This window comes from Variovorax sp. Soil_C_12 (genome assembly GCF_057657375.1).
On sequence record NZ_JBDGIO010000003.1, the window covers coordinates 155,105 to 179,939 of the forward strand.

Annotated in this window: 22 protein-coding genes and 1 pseudogene; 9 read left to right on the forward strand and 14 right to left on the reverse strand. The window is 67.8% G+C overall.

What is annotated here, in order from left to right:
* Positions 1–84 precede the first annotated feature (84 nt).
* Positions 85–1,032, reverse strand: a complete 948-nt coding sequence (locus tag AC3A6X_RS09415; protein WP_487841952.1) for a LysR family transcriptional regulator — start codon at positions 1,030–1,032, stop codon at positions 85–87.
* Positions 1,033–1,074: 42 nt separating this feature from the next.
* Positions 1,075–2,355 carry a LysR family transcriptional regulator gene (locus AC3A6X_RS09420; RefSeq protein ID WP_487841953.1) on the reverse strand — a complete coding sequence of 427 codons (1,281 nt, stop codon included), beginning with the start codon at positions 2,353–2,355 and terminating at the stop codon, positions 1,075–1,077.
* Between the two features lie 178 nt (positions 2,356–2,533).
* On the opposite strand from AC3A6X_RS09420, the gene AC3A6X_RS09425 reads away from it, so the two are divergent.
* From AC3A6X_RS09425 to AC3A6X_RS09435, 3 genes are all read left to right on the forward strand, one after another.
* Complete coding sequence (locus tag AC3A6X_RS09425) at positions 2,534–3,562, forward strand: amidohydrolase family protein (protein ID WP_487841954.1); 1,029 nt, start codon at positions 2,534–2,536, stop codon at positions 3,560–3,562.
* 25 nt (positions 3,563–3,587) lie between these two features.
* On the forward strand, positions 3,588–4,271 hold the full coding sequence (gene ligK, locus AC3A6X_RS09430) for a 4-carboxy-4-hydroxy-2-oxoadipate aldolase/oxaloacetate decarboxylase (RefSeq protein ID WP_487841955.1): 684 nt from the start codon (positions 3,588–3,590) through the stop codon (positions 4,269–4,271).
* Positions 4,272–4,651: 380 nt separating this feature from the next.
* Positions 4,652–5,344, forward strand: a complete 693-nt coding sequence (locus AC3A6X_RS09435) for a substrate-binding domain-containing protein (RefSeq protein ID WP_487841956.1) — start codon at positions 4,652–4,654, stop codon at positions 5,342–5,344.
* Positions 5,345–5,380: 36 nt separating this feature from the next.
* On the opposite strand, the gene AC3A6X_RS09440 is transcribed toward AC3A6X_RS09435, so the two are convergent.
* The 6 genes from AC3A6X_RS09440 to AC3A6X_RS09465 form a co-directional block, all read right to left on the reverse strand.
* Positions 5,381–7,105 (reverse strand): adenylate/guanylate cyclase domain-containing protein, encoded by a 1,725-nt coding sequence (locus tag AC3A6X_RS09440; protein ID WP_487841957.1) that lies wholly within the window; start codon positions 7,103–7,105, stop codon positions 5,381–5,383.
* A gap of 74 nt (positions 7,106–7,179) precedes the next feature.
* Entirely contained in the window at positions 7,180–7,878 is a 699-nt protein-coding gene (locus AC3A6X_RS09445) for a DUF2894 domain-containing protein (protein ID WP_487841958.1), read from the reverse strand.
* The gene (locus AC3A6X_RS09450; protein WP_487841959.1) at positions 7,871–8,521 is read right to left on the reverse strand and encodes an OmpA family protein; all 651 of its coding nucleotides are present in this window, start codon (positions 8,519–8,521) and stop codon (positions 7,871–7,873) included. The genes AC3A6X_RS09445 and AC3A6X_RS09450 overlap by 8 nt, the downstream gene beginning before the upstream one ends.
* On the reverse strand, positions 8,521–10,611 hold the full coding sequence (locus AC3A6X_RS09455; RefSeq protein ID WP_487841960.1) for a DUF802 domain-containing protein: 2,091 nt from the start codon (positions 10,609–10,611) through the stop codon (positions 8,521–8,523). Before AC3A6X_RS09455 ends, AC3A6X_RS09450 begins: the two co-directional genes overlap by 1 nt.
* Entirely contained in the window at positions 10,608–11,306 is a 699-nt protein-coding gene (locus AC3A6X_RS09460; RefSeq protein WP_487841961.1) for a DUF3348 domain-containing protein, read from the reverse strand. Before AC3A6X_RS09460 ends, AC3A6X_RS09455 begins: the two co-directional genes overlap by 4 nt.
* A gap of 24 nt (positions 11,307–11,330) precedes the next feature.
* Positions 11,331–11,633, reverse strand: coding sequence for a LysR substrate-binding domain-containing protein (locus AC3A6X_RS09465; RefSeq protein ID WP_487841962.1), 303 nt, complete (start codon positions 11,631–11,633; stop codon positions 11,331–11,333).
* A gap of 8 nt (positions 11,634–11,641) precedes the next feature.
* Here AC3A6X_RS09465 and AC3A6X_RS09470 point away from each other — a divergent pair.
* Both AC3A6X_RS09470 and AC3A6X_RS09475 read left to right on the forward strand, forming a co-directional pair.
* Positions 11,642–11,830: pseudogene (locus AC3A6X_RS09470) on the forward strand (mandelate racemase); the annotation flags it as partial.
* 125 nt (positions 11,831–11,955) lie between these two features.
* A complete protein-coding gene (locus AC3A6X_RS09475) occupies positions 11,956–12,567 on the forward strand; it encodes an aspartyl protease family protein (RefSeq protein WP_487841963.1) in 612 nt (203 codons plus the stop codon).
* Positions 12,568–12,588: 21 nt separating this feature from the next.
* Here AC3A6X_RS09475 and AC3A6X_RS09480 read toward each other — a convergent pair whose 3' ends face one another.
* The gene (locus tag AC3A6X_RS09480) at positions 12,589–13,620 is read right to left on the reverse strand and encodes an isocitrate/isopropylmalate dehydrogenase family protein (protein WP_309973175.1); all 1,032 of its coding nucleotides are present in this window, start codon (positions 13,618–13,620) and stop codon (positions 12,589–12,591) included.
* Between the two features lie 108 nt (positions 13,621–13,728).
* Here AC3A6X_RS09480 and AC3A6X_RS09485 point away from each other — a divergent pair, with 108 nt between their 5' ends.
* Positions 13,729–14,844 (forward strand): 3-deoxy-7-phosphoheptulonate synthase, encoded by a 1,116-nt coding sequence (locus AC3A6X_RS09485; RefSeq protein WP_309973173.1) that lies wholly within the window; start codon positions 13,729–13,731, stop codon positions 14,842–14,844.
* 16 nt (positions 14,845–14,860) lie between these two features.
* On the opposite strand, the gene AC3A6X_RS09490 is transcribed toward AC3A6X_RS09485, so the two are convergent.
* Entirely contained in the window at positions 14,861–15,463 is a 603-nt protein-coding gene (locus AC3A6X_RS09490) for an isochorismatase family protein (protein WP_487841964.1), read from the reverse strand.
* Between the two features lie 253 nt (positions 15,464–15,716).
* Here AC3A6X_RS09490 and AC3A6X_RS09495 point away from each other — a divergent pair, with 253 nt between their 5' ends.
* On the forward strand, positions 15,717–15,983 hold the full coding sequence (locus AC3A6X_RS09495) for an antitoxin (protein WP_487841965.1): 267 nt from the start codon (positions 15,717–15,719) through the stop codon (positions 15,981–15,983).
* Entirely contained in the window at positions 15,980–16,513 is a 534-nt protein-coding gene (locus AC3A6X_RS09500; RefSeq protein WP_487841966.1) for a PIN domain-containing protein, read from the forward strand. The genes AC3A6X_RS09495 and AC3A6X_RS09500 overlap by 4 nt, the downstream gene beginning before the upstream one ends.
* Here AC3A6X_RS09500 and AC3A6X_RS09505 read toward each other — a convergent pair.
* Positions 16,474–17,589 (reverse strand): PQQ-dependent sugar dehydrogenase, encoded by a 1,116-nt coding sequence (locus tag AC3A6X_RS09505; RefSeq protein WP_487841967.1) that lies wholly within the window; start codon positions 17,587–17,589, stop codon positions 16,474–16,476. The two genes, AC3A6X_RS09500 and AC3A6X_RS09505, sit on opposite strands and share 40 nt — an antisense overlap.
* A gap of 224 nt (positions 17,590–17,813) precedes the next feature.
* On the opposite strand from AC3A6X_RS09505, the gene AC3A6X_RS09510 reads away from it, so the two are divergent.
* Complete coding sequence (locus tag AC3A6X_RS09510) at positions 17,814–18,371, forward strand: C40 family peptidase (protein WP_309973165.1); 558 nt, start codon at positions 17,814–17,816, stop codon at positions 18,369–18,371.
* A gap of 66 nt (positions 18,372–18,437) precedes the next feature.
* On the opposite strand, the gene lpdA is transcribed toward AC3A6X_RS09510, so the two are convergent.
* From lpdA to aceE, 3 genes are read right to left on the reverse strand one after another with little or no spacing between them, the layout of a single operon-like run.
* Positions 18,438–20,264, reverse strand: coding sequence for a dihydrolipoyl dehydrogenase (lpdA, locus tag AC3A6X_RS09515; protein WP_487841968.1), 1,827 nt, complete (start codon positions 20,262–20,264; stop codon positions 18,438–18,440).
* 10 nt (positions 20,265–20,274) lie between these two features.
* Positions 20,275–21,927 carry a dihydrolipoyllysine-residue acetyltransferase gene (gene aceF / locus AC3A6X_RS09520; protein ID WP_487841969.1) on the reverse strand — a complete coding sequence of 551 codons (1,653 nt, stop codon included), beginning with the start codon at positions 21,925–21,927 and terminating at the stop codon, positions 20,275–20,277.
* A gap of 52 nt (positions 21,928–21,979) precedes the next feature.
* A complete protein-coding gene (aceE, locus tag AC3A6X_RS09525; RefSeq protein ID WP_487841970.1) occupies positions 21,980–24,706 on the reverse strand; it encodes a pyruvate dehydrogenase (acetyl-transferring), homodimeric type in 2,727 nt (908 codons plus the stop codon).
* Positions 24,707–24,835 lie beyond the last annotated feature (129 nt).

Below are 24,835 nucleotides of genomic sequence, written 5' to 3' on the forward strand. Positions count from 1 at the left end.
AAGCAGCAACTGTAGGAAGGGGAGCGCCCTCTGCCCAGGGGGCGCATCGCATGGCCCCTTCACGAATCGTGATGGGTCAGAGAACTAACGCGCGCCGTCCGCCAGCGATGCACCGGGCCAGTGCCCGGCACGCACCAGCGCCTGCGCGGTGTCCGTCAACACGATGCGCACCGCCAGCGCCGCGGGCGAGAGCTCATCGTCCGACAGGCTGCACACCGCATTGCGGCGCCGAGCCTCGCGATCGGCCAGCGGCGCCATGTGAAAGCGCTCCGCCGCATCCGGCCACCGCCCCACCGCCGCGCCGGGCTGCACCGTCGCGCCGAAGCCGGCGTCGACGGTGTCCATGAGCATCGCCAGCGAATCGATCTCGGCCACCAGATGCGGCACCACCCCTTCACGCAGAAAGGCGGCATCGATCACGCTGCGCAGCCCGTGGGTGCCCGTGGGCAGGATCAGCGGCAGCCTGGCCAGCCGGGCGGTGGAGATGCTGCGCGTGCTCGTCGCGGCGCTGGCCGACATGTGGCGGCGGGCCCGGATCAGCAGCAGCTTCTCCTCCAGCAGCGGCATCACGCTCCAGCGCCTCGCGGCCTGGGTGTTGAAGAGGACCGCCAGGTCGAGCTGCCGGGCATTGAGCATCGCCGTCAGGTGGCCCGAGAGGCTTTCGACCATGTGCAGGCGCACGTCCGGATAGCGCTCGCGCATCGCGCGCATGAAGGGCATGGCCAGCACGGCCGCGGTGGTCGGCGCGAGCCCGACGCTGACGGTGCCCGTCAGCCGCGCATGCTTGGCGACGCGCGCGGCCTGGTCGGCATGCCGCAGCGTCAGCTGCGCTTCGCGGAAGAAGGCCAGGCCCGCTTCCGTGGGCACCGCGCCCTTGGCCGTGCGTTGCAGCAGGCGCGTCGCCAGCTCGCTCTCGAGCCGGCTGATCTGCTGGCTGAGCGCCGATTGCACGAGGTCGAGGTCGATCGCCGCGCGGCCGATGCTGCCGAGCTCGACCGTGCGAACGAAGTAGCGGAGCTGGCGCAGTTCCATGTGGGGCCGATCGAAGGAGGCAGCGGCGATCCTCGCATACCTTCACGCGGCGAACTCGGGCGACCGGGCCACCACCGCGCCGATCTCCTGCATCAGCGCCCGCGCGCCCGGCGAGGGGAAGGCGCCCTGGCGCTGCGTGAGTCCGATCCGGCGCTGCGTCTTGTCGAGTGGAAAGTTCAAGACGACCAGGCTGCCGTCGCGAATCTCGTAGCGCAGCTGGTGCGCCGAGATGGCGGTCAGCATGTCGCTCTCCAGCAGCAGCCCGCGCAGCACTGCGAGGTCGCCGGTCTCGACGGCAGGCACCGGCGCGGCCTGCTTCGCCTCCGAGAAGAAGCGCTCCAGCAGCTCGCGCGACGGCGAGCCCGGCCGCGAGAGCACCCAGCTCGCCTGGCGCAGCGCGTCGAAGTCGATGCTGCGTGCGGCGCGCGCCAGCGGATGGCCGGCGCGCGCGATCACTGAAATGCGGTCCTCGAACAGCGCTTCCTGCTGCAGGTCCTTCGCCTCCTCGTCGCTGCGCAGCGCGCCGAGGATGAAGTCGATGTCGCCGCTGCGTAGCGATGCCGCCAGCGCGTCGTACGGGCTCTCGACCGTCGCGACGTGCAGCCCCGGATGGCGCGCGAGCAGCGAGGCGATCGCGAGCGGCAGGATCTGCGTGCGCCCGAGCGGCAGCGCACCGACGTTCACGCTGCCCTGCAGCGTCCCCTCGCTGGCCGCGATGTCCGGGCCGATGTGGCGCAGCTCGGCCAGCACCCGCTTGAAGTGGAAGGCGGCGATCTCGCCGGCCGGCGTCGGCGACAGCCCGCGCGCGGTGCGATCGAAGAGCGCGACACCGAGTCCGGATTCCAGGTCCTTCAGCGCACTGCTGATGGCCGGCTGCGTGATCCCGAACTCGCGCGCCACGGTGAGCATGCTGCGCTTCTCCACCAGGCTCGCGACCACCGCGAGACGCCGGCCGTTCAGGATCGATGCGAACAGCGAGTGGACATCGGCAGAAGCCCCGATGCCGCCGCGCGCCACGAGCTGCGCCCGCGCATCCTCGAACTCGCGCTCGATGCGGCGCGCGCGCACCAGCACCAGCTCGCCGTAGGAGTTCAGCGCCATGCCGCGCGCGCGGCGCTCGAACAGCGGCCGGCCCAGCTCGCCCTCGAGTTCGGAGATGGCGCGCGTGACGCCCGAGGCCACGCGGTACAGCGACTCCGCGGCGCCGGCAATGCTGCCGGCCGCGGCCACGGCCGAGAACGCGCGCAGGTGCCGCAGGTTGATGCCGAGGGCAGCAGCGTGCGTCCTGCCTATAACTTTGTGTCGTTCGCGTTCGCGCGCCATCGTCTGCACTCCTTACCGGGCAGCGAGCTCTGAGTGTTCTGGGTGTAAACCCTAGCACATAAGAAAGTCTGAGGGCAGCGCAAGGCGAACTCACCCCACGCGGCGGCATGCGCAATCACACTCTCGGCATGCCCGATTCACTGCATTTCCCCCGGCCCTCGCGCCGACTGGAGGCCCGATGATCATCGACTGCCACGGCCACTACACGACCGCTCCCAAGGCACTGGAAGACTGGCGCAACCGGCAGATCGCCGGCATCCAGGACCCGTCGGCGAAGCCCGCGGTGTCGCAGCTGAAGATCAGCGACGACGAGCTGCGCGAGTCGATCGAAAGCAACCAGCTGCGCCTGATGAAGGAGCGCGGCAGCGACCTCACGATCTTCAGCCCGCGCGCCAGCTTCATGGCGCATCACATCGGCGACTTCGAGGTGTCCTCCACCTGGGCCGCCATCTGCAACGAGCTGTGCTTCCGTGTGAGCCAACTCTTTCCCGAGCATTTCATCGGCGCGGCCATGCTGCCGCAGTCACCGGGCGTGGACCCGCGCTCGTGCATCCCGGAGCTGGAGCGCTGCGTCCGGGACTACGGCTTCGTCGCCATCAACCTCAACCCCGACCCCTCCGGCGGCCACTGGACCAGCCCGCCGCTGTCCGACCGCCACTGGTACCCGCTCTACGAGAAGATGGTGGAGCACGACATTCCGGCGATGGTGCACGTGAGCACGAGCTGCAACGCCTGCTTCCACACCACCGGCGCGCACTACCTGAATGCCGACACCACCGCCTTCATGCAGTGCCTGACCTCGGACCTCTTCAAGGACTTCCCGACGCTGCGCTTCGTCATTCCGCACGGCGGCGGCGCGGTGCCCTACCACTGGGGGCGCTTCCGCGGCCTGGCGCAGGAGCTGAAGAAGCCGCTCCTGAAAGACCACCTGCTCAACAACATCTTCTTCGACACCTGCGTCTACCACCAGCCGGGCATCGACCTGCTGACGCGCGTGATCCCGGTCGACAACATCCTGTTCGCCAGCGAGATGATCGGTGCAGTGCGCGGCATCGATCCGGAGACGGGCTTCAACTACGACGACACGCGGCGCTACGTCGACGCCACGCCGATGCTCGACGACGACGCCCGGCACAAGGTGTTCGAGGGCAACGCTCGCCGCGTGTACCCGCGCCTGGATGCCGCGCTCAAGGCCAGGGGCCTTTGACGAACTCGATCAAAAGGAGCTGACCATGTACGAACTCGGAGTCGTCCACCGGAACATCGAACGCGCAGAGAGCGCCACGGCCGACGCACTGGCTGCGCTGGGCTCTGCGACCGTGCACGAGGCCATGGGACGCGTCGGCCTGCTCAAGCCCTACATGCGCCCGATCTATCCTGGCGCGCAGGTGTCCGGCACCGCCGTGACGGTGCTGCTGCCGCCCGGCGACAACTGGATGCTGCATGTGGCGGCCGAGCAGATCCGCCCCGGAGACGTCGTGGTCGCGTCCACCTTCACCGATTGCACCGACGGCTACTTCGGCGACCTCCTGGCCACCAGCTTCCAGGCGCGCGGCGCCCGGGCGCTGGTGATCGACGCGGGCGTGCGCGACGTGCGCACGCTGGCCGAAATGAGATTTCCGGTGTGGAGCCGCGCCATCAGCAGCAAGGGCTGCGTCAAGGCCACGCTCGGCTCCGTCAACGTGCCGGTGGTGTGCGCAGGCATGCTGGTGCACCCCGGCGATGTGATCGTCGCGGACGACGACGGCGTGGTCTGCGTCCCGCGCGCCCTGGCCTCGCAGACGCTCGAAGCCGCCAGGAAGCGCGAGGCCAACGAGGGCGAGAAGCGCGCCAAGCTGGCTTCCGGCGTGCTGGGCCTCGACATGTATTCCATGCGCGAGCCGCTGGCGAAAGCCGGCCTGCGCTACATCGACTGATTCGAAAGACGCATCCATGCATCTGAACAGCCTGAGCACCTTCGCTGCCGTTGCCGCCACCTCGCTCGACTGACGCCGGACAAGGAAAAGCATCATGGCTCGCATCATCGGCGCCGTCGCCTGCTCCCACCCCCCACCATCGGCTTCGCCTTCGACAAGAGCAAGCAGCAGGGTCCGGTGTGGGCTCCCATCTTCGAGGCCTTCGCGCCGGTGCAGCAGCTGGGCGCGGTGGTGGGCGTGTCCAACCTGCACATCTATGCCGCCATGCGCCAGCAGACCCGAGCAACTGGCGGCGCTGCTCGACAGCGAGATCAAGCGCTGGAGCGATGTGATCGCACGAGCCAAGATCCCGCGCCAATGAACTTCTCGTTGCACTGACCATGAACCCACCCCTGCTCATCATTTCGTCCATGGCCACGCGCGCGCTGCTCGAAGAGCTCGCGGCGGCCTACGCGCAGCGCACCGGCGCGGCCGTCGCCCTCGAATCGGTGGGCGGGGTCGAAGCCGCGCGGCGCGTATCGGCCGGCGAGCCTTTCGATGGAGTGGCGCTCGCCTCCGACGCGATCGACAAGCTGGCCGCGGCCGGCAAGGTCGACGCCGCCGGCAAGGTCGACCTGGTCCGCTCGGGCGTCGGCGTGGCCGTGCCGGCGGGCGCCGCGCGGCCCGACATCGCGACAGAAGACGCGCTGCGCCGCGCCGTGCAGAGCGCGGCCCGCATCGGCTACTCGACGGGTCCCAGCGGCGTCGCGCTGATCGCCCTGTTCCAGCGCTGGGGCATCGCCGGCGAGCTCGAAGGCCGGCTGGTGCAGGCGCCGCCGGGCGTGCCGGTCGGCTCGCTGCTGGCGCGCGGCGACGTGGCCCTGGGCTTCCAGCAGATGAGCGAGCTGCTGCAAGTCGAGGGCATCGACCTGCTGGGGCCCTTGCCGTCGTCGGTCCAGATCACGACGGTGTTCTCCGCCGCGCCGTGCCTCGCGTCGGCCCGGCGCGACGCCGTACGTGCGCTGCTCGAATTCATTGCCTCGCCGGACACCGCCGAGGCCAAGCGTCGCCACGGCATGGAGGCGGCATCATGAGATGCCGAGCCTGCCCCCAAATCGAAAGCAGGCCGATCACTCGGGCAGACCGCACTCGACGAGGCCGCGGCAAAACCGCGACCCATGGTCTGGATCTTGAAATGGCCACCTTCTCAGGTCGCGCAGCCGGAACTCGGGAAAACCTGCCCGCAGGGTATCGGCCGCTCGCCGCGCCAGGTCGAACTGGCCTGCATGCCACGCGGCCGTCGTGAGAAGTAGAAGGTACCGAGGGACGTTGCGCTCGCGTTGGTCGGCGCGCTGGGCCCATTCGACGGCATCGTCGTAGCGCTGGAGAACGAAATATCCGAGCGCCACGCTCTGCATGAACCATGCGTTGGCAGGGAAGCGAGGATTGGCTTCGACCGCCTTCAGGCAATGAGCAACACCTGCTGCAGCATCCCCTGAAAAGATCATCGCGGCGCCAAGAAGGTCCATCGCCATGATGTGGGTTGCGTTCAGCTCCAAACTTCGTCTGGCCTCGCGAATGGCAGAGCCAATATCACGCTCGCCATAGAGGTGGAACGTTCCGAGAATCGAATGGCTGAAATCGCTTCGCTCGTTCAGGTCGATGGCCCTCTGCGCAAGACGTCGGCAGTCGGCGGCGTCTTCGGGGGACATCTCCTTGTAGCCGCAAATGACCTGCGTCATCGCGCCGGCCGCGCGAATGCTCAGCGCCATGAAATTGTCTGGACTCCTGGCGATCACCCGGTCGATCAGGTCCCTGGAGCGCTGCCAATCGGCGGCCCTGGAGCACAGAAGAATATGACCCGCCTGCGACAGCAGTTCCTCGTCGCTGAGTTCTTCGGGCGCATGGCGGGCGGCCATTTCGGTCTCGCGCGCATGAATTTCGTAGCGCACCGCCGTTGAGGCGTGCAGGGCAAGATCGTCGATCGCCTGGAATACATCGGTCGATGTGGAGTCGAAGCGCTGCGACCAGAATTCCTTTGTCGTGTGCTGATCGAGCAGATGGACAGTGACCCGCACACGGCCTGCGGCGTTCTGGACTCTTCCTCTTACCGCATAGTCGGCCATTTCGGCGGAGGTGACCACGGAAAGCCCGGTCAGCTTTGCAAGCGCAGACCCTATTTCTTCGGTCGCCGCGGTGGCAAGCAGTCGACCCTGCGCGTCGTCGCCGAGTGATTCCAACGCAAACAGCATCACGCTCGGCTTGGCGTCCGGGCTTCTCGACCTGCGGCTCGGGGGCGCGGCCCGAGGCGGCGGCGCGCCCGTGCCGTCGGTGTGGACGCGAAATGCCCGAACGGGGTACGGTATGTTCTTGACCGATTGCACGCCCAGATCCTCGAAGGTCGCCTGGAGTCGATTGCGTACGGCCTCCTGGGTCATTCCCGAGATGGTCAAGCCACCCGGGTGGGCCAGCCCTTCCAGCCGCGCAGCGATATTCACGCCATCGCCATAGATCGTGCCGTCGGCCTTTTCAATCACATCGCCCAGATGCACGCCGATTCGAAATCGCATTTGATGATCGTCGGGAGCCTGCCCGATCGACGCATTGAGCGTCTTCTGTATCGCGAGGGCCGCCGTCACTGCTCCGATCGCCGTCTCGAACATGGCGAGCACCGAATCCCCGGCCATGTCGATCACATGGCCTTGGTGAGATTCGATCTGAGCCTTGAAGACGCTGCGCCCAACATCGAGCGCAGCGATGGTGCTGCGCTCGTCTCTAGCCATGAGCCGCGAATAGCCCGAAACGTCCGCAACCAATATGGCCGCCAGGCGCTGCCGAATGCCCGTGTCGTCCATTGCCAGCCCCGATGATGGAGAGCAGGATCGTAGACCTCAACACGCGGCGCCGCCATACGTGCTGCCATCCTGAATCAGCCGGCTTTGCCGCGGGCGGATTTCCTCTTCGGTTCAGCGCGCGGCGTCTCCGCGCCCGCCGAGGCACTGCCGGCGTTCGCCCGGTCGAGCCACAGCAAAGCCTCGACGTGCGACATGAAGCGGTGGAGGTACTCCGGGGACAGCTCGCGCATCAGCATGAGTGCGCGATGCACGAGTTGGTGCGAGTTGAGCGGGCCCGCATTCTCCGGCACGGCCGCGAGGGTCTGGGTCAGCCGCCGATCGGCACTGAGCCTGGACCAGGTGCTGCGGAAATAGCTGAGCGTCTTCAGCTCCTGAGAGGAGGAGGAGGAAGAGGACAAGCCGGGCACGCCAGCGCCTGCCGCCGCGCCCTCCCCCTGTGACGGCGCCGGCCGGGAGATGGCGTCCACGAGTTCCGCAAGCGGCCCGCGAGGGGTTTGGCCTTTCTGCGCCGCGCCGGCAGTGCCTTCCGCGGCGGGAATCTTGGCCAGATCCTCGGCATACGCGGCCAGCAGTTCACGCAGCTTGGCGTCCAGGATGTGCCGCGTTTCGCCGTGGTGCGTGGCGGCCCGCCTCGCCAGCGCTTCGATGAAACGGAAGCGCACGGGGTCGCGGCGATGATCGCCACGCGCGCGGCATGCGTCGATCATCGCGCCGGCGTCCAGGGCCGAGGCCGTGGACGCCGCGCCGCTTTCCGAGTTCAGCTCACTACTCACGAGACTTCGAGTCGGCATGGGACTGCCTCGGCGCCGGCGCCATCTCCACGCGCCGATTCTTCGACCGCCCCTCGGCATCGGCATTCGACGCCACGGCCTGCTCGGAACCGAAGGCGGCGGCGAAGACCGAGGACGATGGAATGCCCTCTTCGATCAAGGCCCGCGTCACCGTCAGCGCCCGCTGGGCAGACAGCTCCCAGTTGTCGGCAAAGCGGCGGTTGCCGTCCCGCAGCTGCCGGTCGTCGGTGAAGCCGCTCACCATCAGCACTTCGTCGCGGGCCTGGAGGTAGGTGCCCAGCGGCACGCTGAGGCTCTTCAGCAGCTGCCGGCCTTCGGGCTGCAGCTCCGCGGAACTGGAAGCAAACAGCACGCTGCCGCTGATGCCGATGCGCCCGTTGCTGAGCGTCACCCGGCCCGCCGCCAGAGGGACCGCCAGGGCCTTCTCGAGGGCCTGCAGCCGCTGCGCCTGCGCCTCGCGCTTCTTGATCTCGGCCTGCAGCTGGGTCGTGAGCTCCAGCTGCATGCCGATCGCAAACACGAGGATCAGCACGAAGGCGCCCAGCAGCCCCGACATCAGGTCGCCGAAGATCGCCCAGACCGGCACGCTCGGCTCCAGGCCGGCGTCGTCGACGTCTTCCCGCATCACGCCTCGCTGCCCGCTGAGGCCCGCTCGCCGGCGAGCCGCTGCAGATCCTCGACGATCTGCTTCTGCGACATGATGCTCAGGTCGATGACCTCCCTCGCCTGCGCGACGTAGTAGGCCAGCTGCTCGTCGCTGCGCGCGATGGACTTGCCGAGCGCGCCTTCGATGCGCTGCAGGTGGGCCACCAGCTTGTCGTTCGATTGGCTGAACAGCTGCACGGCGAAGCCGAAGGCCTCGCCCAGGCTCGCCACCTCGACGGCACTGCCGGTGAGCTGGGCGGCGACCTCGGCCATCTTCCCGGCTTCCGCGTCGACCTTCTCGGTGAAGCGCGTGCCGACGCGGTCCAGCAGGTCGGCCGATGCGGCGACCAGCGCGTCGATCGCCGAGCGCTGCTCGGCCGAGGCATGGTTCACGGCGTCGAGCAGGGTGCCCAGCGTTTCGAGGATGCGGCTGCGTTCCTCCAGCATGGCGTTGTCGCGCGCCATGCCTTCGGAAACCTTCTGGCGCAGCTCGGCGATCACTTCGGCCGCGGCACGCGGCGCTTCGGCGGCGGCCTGCACGAGCTGGGCAATCTCGGCGATGGTGTTGCTCGCCTGCGCCTCGGTGCGTGCGGAGATGTCGCGGGCGGTCTCTGCGAGCGTGTTGCAGATGTCCTGCTGCTGCCTCTCGGCGCGTGCGCCGGCCTGCTGCCATTCCTGCCGGAGCGAACCGGCCATCGATTCCAGCGCCTGGGTCCAAGCCGCCAGCCGCTGCTCGTCGCGCGACGCCATCTCCGTCTGCAGGTCCACATGCGCCTGGTCCACGGTGCGCAGCAGCGAAGCCGCGTGCTGCTCGAAGGTGGCGGCGGCCGAGCTCAAGGCCTGCTGCGTATCGCCCGAGAGCTTCTCGCTGGCGCGCTCATGCTGCGCGAGCGCGCCGCGCCAGCTGTCCGACACGCTGCCGACCGTGCTTTCCAGGCGGGCGGAAACGCCTTCCACCAGGGACGCGGAACGCTGCTCGAAGGTCTGGGCGAACTGGTCGAGCGCGCTGCGCAGGTCCTGCGACAGCGCCTCGCTTTCGCGCCGATGCCCGGCGAGCGCGCTCTGCCAGAGCTCCGCCACGGTGGCGGTGGAGGACTCGAAGCGAGTCGACAGACCGTCCAGCTGCCGCTGCACGCTGTGCTCGATGGTGTCGTTCAAGGACGCCGCCTCGCGCGCAATCCCGGCCATTGCGGCTTCGACGACAGGCTGGAAGGTCGCACCGGCGATGCGGGCGCTTTCCGTGAGGCTCTCGTTCAGCGACCGGCCGACGGAAGAAGCCAGGTTCGCATACGCGGCCTCGGCCTGGCTGTGGAAGCGGTCCTGGCTGGAGACCAGGCGCTCGTTCAAGGCCTGGCTCTGCCGTTCCATCATCGCCATCATGGCCTGCAGCCGTTCGACCACCGCGGGCATGCCCTCGACCTGCTGCTGCAGCATCCTGAAGGACTCGTCGCGCTGATGGGCCCGCGACCAGGGGCGCAAGGTGGTGGCGATGCGCGTGTCGAGCATCTGCCCGGCTTGCAGCCGCTCGCGCCGGCACAGGGCGGAGGCGAGGCCCAGCATCGCGGACGCGGCCACGCCCGCCACCGAGGTACCGAAGGCCAGGCCCAGGCCCTTCACCGGGGCGGACAAGGAGGCGCGGATGGCCTGCAGGTCGCTCGCGTTTTCCAGCGCCATCCCGGTGCCGTTCAGCGTGACCACCATGCCGATGAAGGTGCCCAGCATGCCCAGCAGCACCAGGAGCCCCGCAAGATACGGCGTCAGGGTCGGGCCGGGCAAGCCGACGCGCTCGCCCTCGATGCGCAGGCGCACCGCGTTGCGCAGGGAAGGATGCAGTTGGTCGAGCCACTGGCCCAGGCTGGCCGGGGCATCGGGCAGGTCCGTCACGGCCCGTTCCAGGCTGCTCGTGGCCTGGTGGAAGCGGTGCAGCTCCAGCGCGCCCATGAGATAGAACGCACCGACGAGCACGGTGATCGCCAGCGCCAGCGGGTTCGAGCCGATGTAGCCCGCGCCGACCCAGCACACGGCGGCCAGGCCAACGAAGAAAACGAAGTAATGAAGTGATCTGTTCATGAGCTCTTGCGAAGGGCCTCGAGCAGCCCTTCGACAGGTTCGAATCGAAGTTCCAGTTCGGCGAGCAGCACGGCCTGCATGTCCTTGCAGAACACGTCCTGCCATGCCACAGGCAGCGCCCCGCCCTCGGGCTCGTCCGGCAGCGCCTGGTGGGCCTGCCGCAAACGCACGAAATGCTTTTCCAGCAGCCCGGGCACGGCCGACAGCAGGTTGTGCTCCTGCGCACCGAGGGCCTGCTCCATCACGGCATCGACGGCGGCGAGCTGCGCCATCGCCGGCGATCGGGCCGCCAGGCTCGCCCGCAGACGCTCGCGCAAGGGGCCGATGGCCACCTCCATCGTCTGCTGCCGGGCGAGGTAGTGCCGGCGGTACGGCGAGAAGTTGGCGGCCGTTTCCGCGCGTTCCTTCTCGGTGGCCAGCGCGCCATCTTCGGCGATGGCCTTTGCCAACACGCCGCGCAGGCGGATGCATTCGCCTTCCTCGCTGCCCCGCCCGGCGCGAACGCCCGCCGGCACCGCCGCCGGACTGCCCTTCAGCACCGAGGACAGCGAGATCGCATCGGCCCAGCCGAGCCATTGGCTCAGCCGATCCGCGAAGGCATGCCTGGGCTCGGAAACGTCGATGTCGGCCAGCCGGGCAAGCAAGCGAGTGAGCGCCGAGCCGGTGAAAGCTGTGCGCCTTGAAACTTGCGCCATACGCGGGGTGAAAAACCCGGCAGTCTACACTGCCCGCCCATCCGGACCGGTCCGCGCGCCCTGGATCACCGCGTCCCAGAAGCGCTCCGCCGCCCTGGGAAGCTTGCCGGGCGTGCGAAACACGCGGATCTCGACCTCTGCGTTCCATCGGCCCTCCCCGACCGGCAGGAGCGTGCCTTCCGCCAGTTCGGCCTGGATCAGGCTGGCCGGCAGCCAGGCGATGCCGCGGGCCTCCAGCGCCATGGTCTTGAGCACCGTCGCCAGGTGCGCGGTGAGGACCACCTGGGTCGCCAGCTCATCCAGCCTGGCGCCGAGCACGGCGCGCACGATTGCCGCTCAGCTACGGCCTCGTCGAGTACCTGCGCACGCTGGAGATGCTCTACCCCGACCTGTTCCAGCCCTACGGCGGCTTTCCGGATGGGGTCAAGGTCGACAACAGCTACGTCGTGCTGCCCGGGCTGCCGGGCATCGGCTTCGAGGGCAAGGCGGACCTTTTTGCGGAGATGAAGCAGCTGGCATCCTGAGGCGTCGCCGGCGCGCCATCGATCGGCTGCCGCAGACCGTTCAGCCGGCGTCGGATTTGGATGACACCACGCCGGCGCCGGCAGGCGCATCGTCGGGTTCCCGTTCACTCGCGCGAGGTGATGCCATGCCTGAGCACCCTGGATCCGGAAGAGCGCTGCGCCGCATCGGCGCACAGGTGGCGATGGCGCTCGGCGTCGTGGCCGTGCAGCCGGCTTCGGCAGAACCCATCTTCAAGTGCGGGAAGGCCTATACCAATGTGCCGGCCGATGCCGGACCCGCAAAGGCGCGCTCCCGCGACTGCGTGCTGGTCGAAACCAGCGGCCAGCCCAAGGGCAAGAGCGAGAACATCTCGGTCGACGGATCGAAGCAGATCACGGTTCCGGTCGGGCAGGACGGCCGGTTCTGGATCCGCGGCACGGTCAACGGCTTCCCGGTGCAGTTCGCGATCGACCGCGCTGCGACGGTCAACGCCGGCGTCGCCGTGAGCGAGGACTTCGCCGCCCGGGCCAACCTGATCGGCGGTACCCCCGCCTACATCCAGACCGCCGGAACCGGCACGGATGCGCGCCGCATCGAGCGCGTGCCCATGACCTTCGGGCCCTTCCGGGTGCCGCAGGCGACCGTGCTGATCGGCCCGCTCGGCGGCAAGTCGACGGATGCCGTGCTTGGCCCGGAACTGCTCTCGCTCTTCGACGTGACGGCCAACGACCGCGAGCTGACGATCGTCGGCAAGTAGCCGCGAGGAGGCGCCGCTCGCTCAGCCGTTGGCGATCCGGCTCACCAGCGCCTGGGTGAAGGCTGCGGTCCCGGCGCTGCCGCCCAGGTCGCCGGTGCGCACCTTGTCGATGTTGAGCGTGTCGTCGATGGCCTTGCGCAGGCGCGTCGCCAGCGCCGGCAGCTGGACGTGGTCGAGCATCAAGGCAGCAGCCAGCAGCAGCGCCGTGGGATTCGCGATGCCCTTGCCGGCGATGTCCGGCGCGGAGCCGTGCACCGCCTCGAAGATGGCGGCGCCGGCACCGATGTTGGCCCCGGGCGCCATGCCCAGGCCGCCGACCAGCCCGGCGACCAGGTCGGACAGGATGTCGCCGAAGAGGTTGGTCGTGACCAGCATGTCGAACTGCCAGGGGTTGAGCACCAGCTTCATCGCGCAGGCGTCGATGATGACCGTGTCGAGCTCGAACTTGCCCTTGTACTTGCGCTCGTAGAGCTCGAGGCCGGTCTCCAGGAAGATGCCGGTCAGCGCCTTCATGATGTTGGCCTTGTGCACGATCGTGACCTTCTTGCGGCCGGTCGCGACGGCGGTCTCGAAGGCGAACTCGAGCAGGCGCCGGCTGCCCTGGCGCGTGTTGATGCCGGTGGCCATCGCCACCGCGTGCGGATCGCCGTCGATGGGCACGTAGTGCTCGTGGCCGATGTACAGGCCCTCGAGGTTCTCGCGGACCACCACCAGGTCGATGTTGTCGAAGCGGCCGCCGGGAATGATGGTGCGCGCCGGGCGCAGGTTGGCATAGAGCTGGAACTCCTCGCGCAGGCGGACGTTCGAGGAGCGGTAGCCGCCGCCGGAGGGCGTCTCCAGCGGCCCCTTCAGCGCGAGGCGGGTGCGGCGGATGCTCTCCAGCGTGGCCGCCGGCAGCGGGTCGCCGGCCTGCTGCACGCCGGCAAGGCCGGCGACCTGGCGCTCCCACTCGAAGGGGGCGCCCAGGGCGTCGAGAGCAGCGAGCGTGGCGTCGACGATCTCGGGGCCGATGCCGTCCCCGGCGATCAGCGTTGCGGGAATGACAGCGGACATGGGGTGCTCCAAGGGGGTGAAAAAGCGCTCGACTCGGTGGCGCGGACCGGGCGATTATCGGCGGACAATCCAGGCCCTCTCCCCCTCGAACGAGCCGCTGAAAACGCCATGACCAGACTTGACGACCCTCTCCACGATGCCGAAATCGGCTCCCGCGACAGCACGCTCGACACCACCCGCATCGACGACGTGCGCATCGGCGCCGTCCGCCCCCTGATCACGCCCGCGCTGCTGCAGGAGCGCGTGCCGGTGCGCGACGACACGCTCGCGCTGGTCGAGGCCAGCCGCGCCGCGATCGCCGACGTGCTGCACGCCCGCGACGACCGGCTCGTGGTGGTGGTCGGGCCCTGCTCGATCCACGACCATGACCAGGCGCTCGAATACGGCCACCAGCTCAAGGCCGTGGCCGACGATCTGCACGACGACCTGCTGATCGTGATGCGCACCTACTTCGAGAAGCCGCGCACCACGGTGGGCTGGAAGGGCTACATCAACGACCCGCACCTGGACGGCAGCTTCGCGATCAACGAAGGCCTCGAGCGCGCGCGGCGCCTGCTGCTGGAGCTGACGACGATGGGCCTGCCGACCGGCACCGAGTTCCTCGACCTGCTGAGCCCGCAGTTCATCGCCGACCTGATCGCCTGGGGCGCCATCGGCGCACGGACGACGGAGAGCCAGAGCCACCGCCAGCTGGCCTCCGGGCTGAGCTGCCCGGTGGGCTTCAAGAACGGCACCGACGGCAGCATCAAGGTGGCGGCCGATGCGATCCTCGCCGCGCGGGCGCCGCATGCCTTCATGGGCATGACGAAGATGGGCATGGCGGCCATCTTCGAGACCCGCGGCAACGACGACTGCCACGTCATCCTGCGCGGCGGCAAGACGCCCAACTACGCGGCCGCGGACGTGGCCGCGACCTGCGAGGCGCTGCGCGCGCTCGGCCTGCGCGAGCAGGTGATGATCGACGTCTCCCATGGCAACAGCAGCAAGCAGCACCGGCGGCAGGTCGAGGTCGCGCAGGATGTGGCCGGGCAGATTGCCGCCGGCGAGCGGCGCATCGCCGGGGTGATGATCGAGAGCCACCTCGAGGAAGGCCGGCAGGACCTGGTGCCGGGCGTGCCGCTGAAGCACGGGATCTCGGTCACCGACGCGTGCATCGGCTTTGCGCAGACGGTGCCGGTGCTGCAGGGGCTGGCCGCGGCCGTGCGCGCGCGGCGGCGGGTCTAGCCACCCCTTCGATTCGCTAGCGGATCAGCGCCAGCACATCCTTGAAGCGCGGGTGCTCGGCGCTGCGCACCCACTCGAAGCCGACCATCTCGGTGGTCACCAGCTCGGCACCGGCGCCGGCCAGGCGGTCGAAGGCGGCGTCCCGGTTGCGCTCGGTGCGCGAGCCGCAGGCGTCGGTCACCACCCAGACCTCGAACTCGTCCTCGAGCAGGTCCAGGGCGGTCTGGAGCAGGCACACATGGGCCTCGCAGCCGGCGATCACGACCGTGTTGCGCTCCTCGGCGGGCTTGTGCGCCTTCTGCAGGTGCTTGGGCAGGCTGCGTGCATTGCCCTGGGGCGCCTTGGCCGGCGCGCGCAACCAATCGGCCAGGCCTTCTTCCACGGCGCTGAAATGCATCTTGGGCAAGGTGCGCTGGCACAGCGCGCGCAGCTCGGCGACGTTTTCGCCCAGCTTCGAGGGGTTCTCCTCGGTGCCCCAGACCGGGAGCTCCAGCAGGCCCGCCATGCGGCCCAGCCGCACCGCATTCGCGAGCACCGCCTGCGACTCGAAGATGGCGGGCATGAGGCGCTGCTGGTAGTCGACCAGGACCAGTTGGGATTGCGAAGCGTCGAGCAGCATGGAGCGGGTCTTTCGGGGAAGCAGGGCGATCGGAAAGCCCTAGACCGTACCACCGAACCGGCCGGCCCGATCGGGCTCGCTTGCCTCGCCATCACCAGCTTGGTCTACAGAGACAGTTCATTTTTTGGGGCGACTTGACGATTTCAGGCCATGTATATACATCGATATCTACACAGGAAATCCGCTCGTGATCCGGATGCCAATCGATCGACCGAGCCCTGCGCAGTCCTGAACAGCCACCTTGGAGCTCATCATGGAACAGCCCACTGCAAAACTATTCGCCACGGGCGGCAGCCAAGCAGTGCGGCTGCCGGCCGAATTCCGCTTCGAGAACACCACCGAGGTCTACATCCGCCGCGATGCAAGCACCGGCGACGTCATCCTTTCCACGCGCTCGCCAGTGGACTGGGGCGCATTCATACAGCTGCGCGAGGAGCTCGGCCCGGTGCCCGAAGATTTCTTGGCCGACCGCGGGCAGGGCACGGAGCAGCGCGACCCCTTCGAGGATTGGAAGGAATGACGCTGTACATGCTGGACACCAACGCGGCGAGCGAAGCGGTGCGCGGACATCCCGAGTTCGATGAACGCCTGAAGTCCCTGCCGCCGGGGCAGTGGTGCATTTCGGCGGTGACCCGCTCGGAGATCCGCTTCGGCGTGGCCAACAAGCCCGAGGCCGTGCGGCTGCATCGCATCGTCGACGAATTCCTGCGCATCGTGCCGGTCCTGCCCTGGGACGCCAAGGCGGCGAAGGCACGGCGAACTCCGAGCAGATCTGCAGTCGCGCGGCCTGGCGATCGGGGACTTCGACGAAATGATCGCGGCGCACGCACTGGCGGTTGGCGCCGTGGTGGTCACCGACAACGTCCGGCACTTTTCTCGGGTTCCTGGCCTCGTCCTCGAAAACTGGCTGCGGCCCGGCCCGGGCCATTGAACGGGCGAACCGCATCCAGCTTCACCGGCTTTCGCGGCGAGCTGGCTAGACGCATTTGCCGCCACCCGGCGAAACCGATTCAGTCCGGCAGCAGGCGGATGAGCTTGCCGTCGGATTGATCGGTCAGCACATAAAGCAGGCCATCCGGCCCCTGCTTGACGTCGCGGATGCGGGCCCGGCCCTCTTCCAGCAAGCGATGCTCCGCCACCACCTTGCCGTCGCGCAGTTCGATGCGGTCGAGATAGCCGAACTTGAGCGAGCCCACGAAGAGGTTGCCCTTCCAGGCCGCGCCGTAGCGATCGCTGGTGAGAAAGGCCATGCCCGAAGGCGCGATCGAAGGCACCCAGTAGTGCAGCGGCTGCTCCATGCCCTCCTGGCGCGTGAGGCCGTCGCCGATCTTGCCGCCGCCGTAGTTCTCGCCGTAGGTGATCACCGGCCAGCCGTGGTTGCGGCCTGGCTGGGGGATGTTGATCTCGTCGCCGCCTTGCGGGCCGTGCTCGTGCATCCACAGCTTGCCGTCGGGTGCCAGCGTCGCGCCCTGGCCGTTGCGGTGCCCGTAGCTCCAGATCTCGGGCAGTGCACCGGGGCGGCCGACGAAGGGGTTGTCCGCGGGCGCCGTACCGTCCTTGGCGACGCGCACCAGCTTGCCCACGTGGTTGTCGAGCTTCTGGGCGTCCTCCTTGCGGCTGAAGCGGTCGCCCAGGGTCAGGAACAGCGTGCCGTCCCTGGCCTCGACGATGCGACAGCCGAAGTGGTGGCGGCTGGCCACCTTGGGGCGCTGGCTGAAGATGACGCGCAGGTTGTCGAGGCGGCTGCCATCGGCCGACAGTTGGGCGCGCGCCAGCGCGGTGCCATTGGCGGAACTGCCCGCCTCGGGCTCGGAGTAGCAGAAATAGAAGGTCCGGTTCTTCTCGAAGTCGGAATCCGCCAGCACGTCCAACAGGCCACCCTGCCCGCCGGCTGCCACGGGCGGCACCCCGGCCAGCGGCGCGCCCACCTTGCCGTCGACGCCGACCACCCGCATACGGCCGGCCTTCTCGGTCACGAGGAAGCGGCCGCCGGGGAGAAAGGCCACGCCCCAGGGATTTTCCAGACCTGAGGCAACCACCTCCGGCCGGGGCGCCGCGGCGGCGATCCCGGCCGCAGCCAAAATTCCAAGAACCAGAAGCGTGGTCCGCAACGACGGTGACTGCATGGCAACCTTTCGTACTCGGTACTAGAAAAAATTCGTACTACCCGCCCGGATCAATTCAAAACTTTTGGATTACAGATTCGCAGAAACTTATTGCTCATAACTTGAACTTTACAATTCAAGCAATTCGGTTCTTTGAAAACCTCAAGAGTGACAATGAGTTACATGCATAATCGCGACTTCGCATGAAATTGACACCCGTTTTTGTCGTCCATATCCTACGCGCCATGCGATTTTTCCTCCTCCCCGCCTGCCTCCTGCTCGCCTTCGCCGCTCACGCCGCGCCGCAGCTGGATCGCCATGAAGAGATGGACGCCCAGCCCGCCGACAAGGGCCTGATCAGCCAGCTCCACCAAGTTCGCCAGACGGTGGTGGCTCGCACCTCCGACCTCGTCGTCACCGCCATCGGCTTTCTGGGCGTACCCTACAAGCGCGGCGGCAATACGGTGGAAACCGGCTTCGACTGCAGCGGCTTCGTGCGCGCGATGTACAACCAGACGGTGGGCCACCTGCTCCCGCGCCGCGCCGAAGAGCAAGCCGCCGCCACCCAGAAGATCGACCGCAGCGAGCTCAAGCCGGGCGACCTGGTCTTCTTCAACACCATGCGCCGCGCCTTCAGCCACGTTGGGATCTATGTGGGCGACGGCAAGTTCATCCACGCGCCGCGAACCGGCGCCGAGGTGCGGGTCGAGGACATGAACGGCAGCTACTGGCAGCGCCGCTTCAACGGCGCCCGCCGTGTGCTGTCGGCGCAGGACGAGGCCAAGACCGTCTCCGGCGAATAAGCGCTCTCGCGCTTTCCAACAAAAAACCCGCCTCGGCGGGTTTTTTGTTGTGCTCGCGGCCGCGGGCTAACTGCGCTTCACCGGCGGCAGGTCCGTGCAGTGGCCGTGCGCCGCCTCGGCTGCCAGGCCGATGCTCTCGCCCAGCGTCGGGTGCGGGTGGATGGTCTTGCCGATGTCGAAGGCGTCCGCGCCCATCTCGATCGCCAGGGCGATCTCCCCGATCATGTCGCCCGCATGCGTGCCGACGATGCCGCCGCCGACGATGCGATGCGACTCCTTGTCGAACAGCAGCTTGGTGAAGCCTTCGTCGCGGCCGTTGGCGATCGCCCGGCCGGAGGCGGTCCAGGGGAACAGGCCCTTCTCGATCTTCACGCCCTCGGCCTTGGCCTGGTCCTCGGTGAGGCCGACCCAGGCCACCTCGGGGTCGGTGTAGGCCACGCTGGGGATCACGCGGGCGTTGAAGGCCGCGCTCGCGAGCTCCTTGTCGCCCTTCTGCTCGCCGGCAATCACCTCGGCCGCCACGTGCGCCTCGTGCACCGCCTTGTGCTCCAGCATGGGCTGGCCCACGATGTCGCCCACGGCAAAGATGTGCGGCACGTTGGTGCGCATCTGGATGTCGACCGGAACGAATCCGCGGTCGCTGACGGCCACGCCCGCCTTCTCGGCACCGATCTTCTTGCCGTTGGGGCTGCGGCCCACGGCCTGCAGCACGAGGTCGTACAGCTGCGGCTCCTTCGGGGCCTGCTCGCCTTCGAACATCACGCGAATGCCGTCCTTGGTGGCCTCGGCGCCGACCGTCTTGGTCTTGAGCATGATGTTGTCGAAGCGCGGCGCGTTGAGCTTCTGCCAGACCTTGACCAGGTCGCGGTCGGCGCCGGTCATCAGGCCGTCCAGCATCTCGACCACGTCGAGCCGCGCGCCCAGCGTCGAGTACACCGAGCCCATCTCGAGGCCGATGATGCCGCCGCCCAGGATCAGCATGCGCTTGGGCTCGATGCCCAGCTCCAGCGCGCCGGTGGAATCGACGACGCGCGGGTCCTTGGGCATGAAGGGCAGATGCACCGCCTGCGAGCCGGCCGCGATGATGCAGTGGCGGAACTTGACGGTCTTCGCGCTGCCGCTCGCATCCTTGCCGTCGCCGGAGGTTTCCTGCACCTTGACGTGGTAGGGGTCGACGAACTCGCCGATGCCGCGCACGGTGGTCACCTTGCGCATCTTCGCCATCGCGGCCAAGCCGCCGGTGAGCTTGCCCACCACCTTGTTCTTGCGCGCCAGCAGCTTGCTGCGATCGATGACCGGGTCGTTGTAGGCGACGCCGAAGTCGGCGAAATGCTTGACCTCGTCCATCACCGCCGCGACGTGCAGCAGCGCCTTGGAAGGAATGCAGCCGACGTTGAGGCAGACGCCGCCCAGCGTGGCATAGCGCTCGACCAGCACGACCTTGAGGCCCAGATCGGCCGCACGGAAGGCGCCGGAATAGCCGCCGGGGCCGGCGCCGAGCACCAGCAGGTCGCATTCGAGGTCGACCGCGCCGGTGTAGCTGCCGGCAGGCGCCGGGGCCTGCGCGGGCGCCGCGGCCTTGGGCGCCGATGCGGCCGGCGCAGAAGCCGGTGCGGGCGCTGCGGGCGCGGGTGCCGGCGCAGCGGCGCCGGCTTCGGCCGCATCCACCGTCAGCACGATCGAGCCTTCGCTCACCTTGTCGCCGACCTTCACTGCCACCGACTTCACGACGCCGGCATGCGAGGACGGGATCTCCATCGAGGCCTTGTCGGACTCGACGGTGATCAGCGACTGCTCGACCTTGATGGTGTCGCCCGGCTTGACGAGCACCTCGATGACCGCGACCTCCGCGAAATCGCCGATGTCCGGAACCTTGACTTGCACTTCGCTCATGGTCGGCACCTCAGAGAAGGACACGGCGGAAGTCCGCGAGGACCTGACCGAGGTAGGCGTTGAAACGCGCGGCGGCGGCGCCGTCGATCACGCGGTGGTCGTAGGACAGCGACAGCGGCAGGGTCAGCCGCGGCACGAACTGCTTGCCGTCCCACACCGGCTTCATCGCGCTCTTCGAAAGGCCGAGGATCGCGACCTCCGGCGCGTTGATGATCGGCGTGAAATGCGTGCCGCCGATGCCGCCCAGCGAGCTGATCGAGAAGCAGCCGCCGGTCATGTCGGCCGCGCCCAGCTTGCCGTCGCGGGCCTTCTTCGCGAGCTCGCCCATCTCCTGGCTGATCTGCAGCACGCCCTTCTTGTCGGCGTCGCGCAGCACCGGCACCATCAGGCCGTTGGGCGTGTCGGCGGCGAAGCCGACGTGGTAGTACTGCTTGTAGACGAGCTGGTCGCCGTCCATGCTGGTGTTGAACTCGGGGAACTTCTTCAGCGCCGAGACCACCGCCTTGATCACGAAGGCCAGCATGGTCACCTTGACGCCGGACTTCTCGTTCTCCTTGTTGGTGGAAACGCGGAAGGCCTCGAGCTCGGTGATGTCCGCGTCGTCGTTGTTGGTGACGTGCGGGATCATGACCCAGTTGCGGTGCAGGTTGGCGCCGCTGATCTTCTTGATGCGCGACAGGTCCTTGCGCTCGACGGGGCCGAACTTGGTGAAGTCGACCTTGGGCCAGGGCAGCAGGCCCAGCGCTTCGCCGCCGCCGCCCGCGGGCGCCTTGGCGGCCCCGGCCTTGGTGCTGGCCGCGCCGGTCATGACCGCGCGGGTGAAGCTCTGCACGTCCTCCTGCGTGATGCGGCCCTTCAGGCCGGTGCCCTTGACCTCCTCGAGCGGCACGCCGAGTTCGCGGGCGAACTTGCGCACCGAGGGCGAGGCATGAGGGAGATTGCCGGAGGGCGCCACGGTCGGGTCGTGCGCGGGCGCCGCGGCCGTCGCTGGCGCTGAAGCCTGCGCCGCCGAAGGTGCTGCAGCCGGCGCGCTCGTCGGTGCCGCCGCTGCCGCCGGTGCAGGCGCTGCAGCCGCAGCGCCGCCCGCGGAGCCTTCGAGGACCGCGACCAGATCACCGATGTTGACCTTGTCGCCGACCTTGACCTTGAGCTCCTTCAGCACGCCGGCCGCCGAGGACGGGATCTCCATCGAGGCCTTGTCCGACTCGACCGTGATGAGCGACTGCTCTTCCTTGATCGTGTCACCCGGTTTCACCAGCACCTCGATGACGGCGACGTCCTTGAAGTCGCCGATATCGGGCACCTTGACCTCGACCGGTCCGGTCGCCGCGGGCGCCGCGGCTGCGGGTGCCTGTGCGGGTGCAGCAGCGGCAGGCGCCGGTGCCGCGGCAGCCGGCGCAGCTGCCGGCGCAGCAGCCGCCGCGCCCTCGCCTTCCAGCACCAGCACGACCGAGCCTTCCTTGACCTTGCTGCCCACGCCGACCTTGAGTTCCTTCACCACGCCGGCCGCGCTCGACGGGATTTCCATCGAGGCCTTGTCCGACTCCACCGTGATCAGCGACTGCTCGGGCTTCACCGTGTCGCCGACCTTCACCAGCACTTCGATCACCGCGACTTCGTCGAAATCGCCGATGTCCGGCACCTTCACTTCCACTGTAGCCATGTCGTCTCTCCCGCCCTAGAGGCGCAGTTGGTTGTTGCTTGTTGCTTGTTGGTTACGCGTAGAGCGGGTTGACCTTGTCGACGTTGATGCCGTACTTCTTGATTGCTTCCGCCACCTTCGCAGCCGGCATCGCGCCATCGTCCGCCAGCGCCTTCAGCGCAGCGACCACGATGTAGTGGCGATTCACCTCGAAATGCTCGCGCAGCTTGTTGCGGAAGTCGCTGCGGCCGAAGCCATCGGTGCCCAGCACGCGATAGCTGCGGTCCTTCGGGATGAAGGGGCGGATCTGCTCGGCGTAGGCCTTCATGTAGTCGGTCGACGCGACCACCGGGCCGTTCGTCTTGGACAGCTGCTCGGCCACGAAGGACACGCGCGGCACCTCGGTCGGGTGCAGCAGGTTCCAGCGGTCGGCGTCCTGGCCGTCGCGCGTCAGCTCGTTGAAGCTCGGGCAGCTCCACACCGAGGCGGCGACGCCCCAGTCCTGCTCGAGCAATTCCTGCGCGGCGAAGCTCTCGCGCAGGATGGTGCCGCTGCCCAGCAACTGCACGGCCGGCGCTTCCTTGCCCTTGGCGGCCTTGATCGCCGGCGCCTGCTTGCACAGGTACATGCCCTTGATGATCTGCTCCTCGGTGCCAGGCTGCAGGCCGGGCATCGCGTAGTTCTCGTTCAGCAGCGTCAGGTAGTAGTAGACGTTGTCCTGCTTCTCGACCATGCGCTTCAGGCCGTGGTGCAGGATCACGCCGACCTCGTGCGCGAAGGTCGGGTCGTAGCTCACGCAGTTCGGGATGGTGTTGGCGAGGATGTGGCTGTGGCCGTCCTCGTGCTGCAGGCCCTCGCCGTTGAGCGTGGTGCGGCCGGAGGTGCCGCCCAGCAGGAAGCCGCGCGCCTGCATGTCGCCGGCCGCCCAGGCCAGGTCGCCGATGCGCTGGAAACCGAACATCGAGTAGTACACGTAGAACGGCACCATGATGCGGTTGTTGGTGCTGTACGAGGTGGCCGCGGCGATCCAGCTCGCCATGCCGCCCGCCTCGTTGATGCCTTCCTGCAGGATCTGGCCGGCCTTGTCTTCCTTGTAGTACATGACCTGGTCCTTGTCGACCGGGGTGTACTGCTGGCCATCGGGGTTGTAGATGCCGACCTGGCGGAACAGGCCTTCCATGCCGAAGGTGCGCGCCTCGTCGACCAGGATCGGCACCACGCGCGGGCCGAGCGCCTTGTCGCGCAGCAGCTGCGTGAGAAAGCGCACGTAGGCCTGGGTGGTGGAGATCTCGCGGCCCTCGGCCGTGGGCTCGAGCACCGCCTTGAAGGTGTCCAGCGCCGGCACGGTGAAGCTCTCTTCAGCCTTGGCGCGCCGCGACGGCAGGTAGCCGCCCAGCGCCTTGCGGCGCTCGTGCAGGTACTTCATTTCCGGCGTGTCGTCGGCCGGCTTGTAGAAGGGCAGGTCGGCGAGCTGGCTGTCGGGGATCGGAATGTTGAAGCGGTCGCGGAAGCCCTTGATGTCTTCTTCGCCGAGTTTCTTCGTCTGGTGGACCGTGTTCTTGCCCTCGCCGATCTTGCCCATGCCGAAGCCCTTGACGGTCTTGATCAGCAGCACCGTCGGCTGGCCCGTGTGCTTGACGGCCGCGGCGAAGGCCGCATACACCTTTTGCGAATCGTGGCCGCCGCGGCGCAGGCTCCAGATGTCCTCGTCGCTCATCTTCGAGACCAGCTCCAGCGTGCGCGGATCGCGGCCGAAGAAATTCTTGCGCACATAGGCGCCGTCGTTGGCCTTGAACGACTGGTAGTCGCCGTCGTTCGTCTCCATCATGATCTTGCGCAGCGCGCCTTCCTTGTCGCGCGCGAGCAGCGGATCCCAGCCGCTGCCCCACAGCAGCTTGATCACGTTCCAGCCTGAGCCGCGGAACTCGCCTTCCAGCTCCTGGATGATCTTGCCGTTGCCGCGCACCGGGCCATCCAGACGCTGCAGGTTGCAGTTGATGACGAAGACCAGGTTGTCCAGACGCTCGCGCGCCGCCAGGCCGATGGCGCCCAGCGACTCGACCTCGTCCATCTCGCCGTCGCCGCAGAACACCCACACCTTGCGGTTGGCGGTGTCGGCGATGCCGCGCGCATGCAGGTACTTGAGGAAGCGCGCCTGGTAGATCGCCATCAGCGGGCCCAGGCCCATCGAGACGGTGGGGAACTGCCAGAACGCGGGCATCAGCTTCGGATGCGGATAGCTCGACAGGCCCTTGCCGTCGACCTCCTGGCGGAAGTTGAGCAGCTGTTCTTCTGTCAGGCGGCCTTCGAGGTAGGCACGGGCATAGATGCCGGGGGAGACGTGGCCCTGGATGTAGAGGCAGTCACCGCCGTGGTTCTCGCTTTCGGCATGCCAGAAGTGGTTGAAGCCCGCGCCGAACATGTTGGCCAACGAGGCGAAGGAGCCGATGTGGCCGCCGAGGTCACCCCCCTCGGGCGGGTGGTGGCGGTTGGCCTTCACCACCATGGCCATGGCGTTCCAGCGCATGTAGGCGCGCAGGCGCTCCTCGATCTCGAGGTTGCCGGGGCAGCGCTCTTCCTGGTCTGCCTCGATCGTGTTGACGTACGCGGTATTGGCCGAGAAGGGTTTGTCGATGCTGTGCTGGCGCGCATGCTCCAGCAGCTGTTCGAGCAGGAAGTGAGCGCGATCGGCCCCCTCGCTCTGAATCACGGCGGACAGGGCGTCCATCCACTCACGGGTTTCTTGGGCGTCCGTGTCATTCGCAGCGGAACCGAACCGGTTCTCGGGAATTGCCGACATGCTTGTCTCCTTTTGAGGGGGTGTGGCTGGGTAATTTAGTGCCGGAATCGGCAGCGCGCGGAGTTTCTCACAGAAATTTCGTAATTTCAAATAGTGCGCGACGATTTCTTATTATGAAATTCATAGGGT

What these genes read in the sequence shown, in the direction of transcription:
- AC3A6X_RS09415 (WP_487841952.1), bottom strand. Translation starts at nt 1,032, where the DNA reads ATGGAACTGCGCCAGCTCCGCTACTTCGTTCGCACGGTCGAGCTCGGC.
- AC3A6X_RS09420 (WP_487841953.1), bottom strand. Translation starts at nt 2,355, where the DNA reads ATGGCGCGCGAACGCGAACGACACAAAGTTATAGGCAGGACGCACGCT.
- AC3A6X_RS09425 (WP_487841954.1), top strand. Translation starts at nt 2,534, where the DNA reads ATGATCATCGACTGCCACGGCCACTACACGACCGCTCCCAAGGCACTG.
- ligK (WP_487841955.1), top strand. Translation starts at nt 3,588, where the DNA reads ATGTACGAACTCGGAGTCGTCCACCGGAACATCGAACGCGCAGAGAGC.
- AC3A6X_RS09435 (WP_487841956.1), top strand. Translation starts at nt 4,652, where the DNA reads ATGAACCCACCCCTGCTCATCATTTCGTCCATGGCCACGCGCGCGCTG.
- AC3A6X_RS09440 (WP_487841957.1), bottom strand. Translation starts at nt 7,105, where the DNA reads ATGGACGACACGGGCATTCGGCAGCGCCTGGCGGCCATATTGGTTGCG.
- AC3A6X_RS09450 (WP_487841959.1), bottom strand. Translation starts at nt 8,521, where the DNA reads ATGCGGGAAGACGTCGACGACGCCGGCCTGGAGCCGAGCGTGCCGGTC.
- AC3A6X_RS09455 (WP_487841960.1), bottom strand. Translation starts at nt 10,611, where the DNA reads ATGAACAGATCACTTCATTACTTCGTTTTCTTCGTTGGCCTGGCCGCC.
- AC3A6X_RS09460 (WP_487841961.1), bottom strand. Translation starts at nt 11,306, where the DNA reads ATGGCGCAAGTTTCAAGGCGCACAGCTTTCACCGGCTCGGCGCTCACT.
- AC3A6X_RS09475 (WP_487841963.1), top strand. Translation starts at nt 11,956, where the DNA reads ATGCCTGAGCACCCTGGATCCGGAAGAGCGCTGCGCCGCATCGGCGCA.
- AC3A6X_RS09480 (WP_309973175.1), bottom strand. Translation starts at nt 13,620, where the DNA reads ATGTCCGCTGTCATTCCCGCAACGCTGATCGCCGGGGACGGCATCGGC.
- AC3A6X_RS09485 (WP_309973173.1), top strand. Translation starts at nt 13,729, where the DNA reads ATGACCAGACTTGACGACCCTCTCCACGATGCCGAAATCGGCTCCCGC.
- AC3A6X_RS09490 (WP_487841964.1), bottom strand. Translation starts at nt 15,463, where the DNA reads ATGCTGCTCGACGCTTCGCAATCCCAACTGGTCCTGGTCGACTACCAG.
- AC3A6X_RS09495 (WP_487841965.1), top strand. Translation starts at nt 15,717, where the DNA reads ATGGAACAGCCCACTGCAAAACTATTCGCCACGGGCGGCAGCCAAGCA.
- AC3A6X_RS09500 (WP_487841966.1), top strand. Translation starts at nt 15,980, where the DNA reads ATGACGCTGTACATGCTGGACACCAACGCGGCGAGCGAAGCGGTGCGC.
- AC3A6X_RS09505 (WP_487841967.1), bottom strand. Translation starts at nt 17,589, where the DNA reads ATGCAGTCACCGTCGTTGCGGACCACGCTTCTGGTTCTTGGAATTTTG.
- AC3A6X_RS09510 (WP_309973165.1), top strand. Translation starts at nt 17,814, where the DNA reads ATGCGATTTTTCCTCCTCCCCGCCTGCCTCCTGCTCGCCTTCGCCGCT.
- lpdA (WP_487841968.1), bottom strand. Translation starts at nt 20,264, where the DNA reads ATGAGCGAAGTGCAAGTCAAGGTTCCGGACATCGGCGATTTCGCGGAG.
- aceF (WP_487841969.1), bottom strand. Translation starts at nt 21,927, where the DNA reads ATGGCTACAGTGGAAGTGAAGGTGCCGGACATCGGCGATTTCGACGAA.
- aceE (WP_487841970.1), bottom strand. Translation starts at nt 24,706, where the DNA reads ATGTCGGCAATTCCCGAGAACCGGTTCGGTTCCGCTGCGAATGACACG.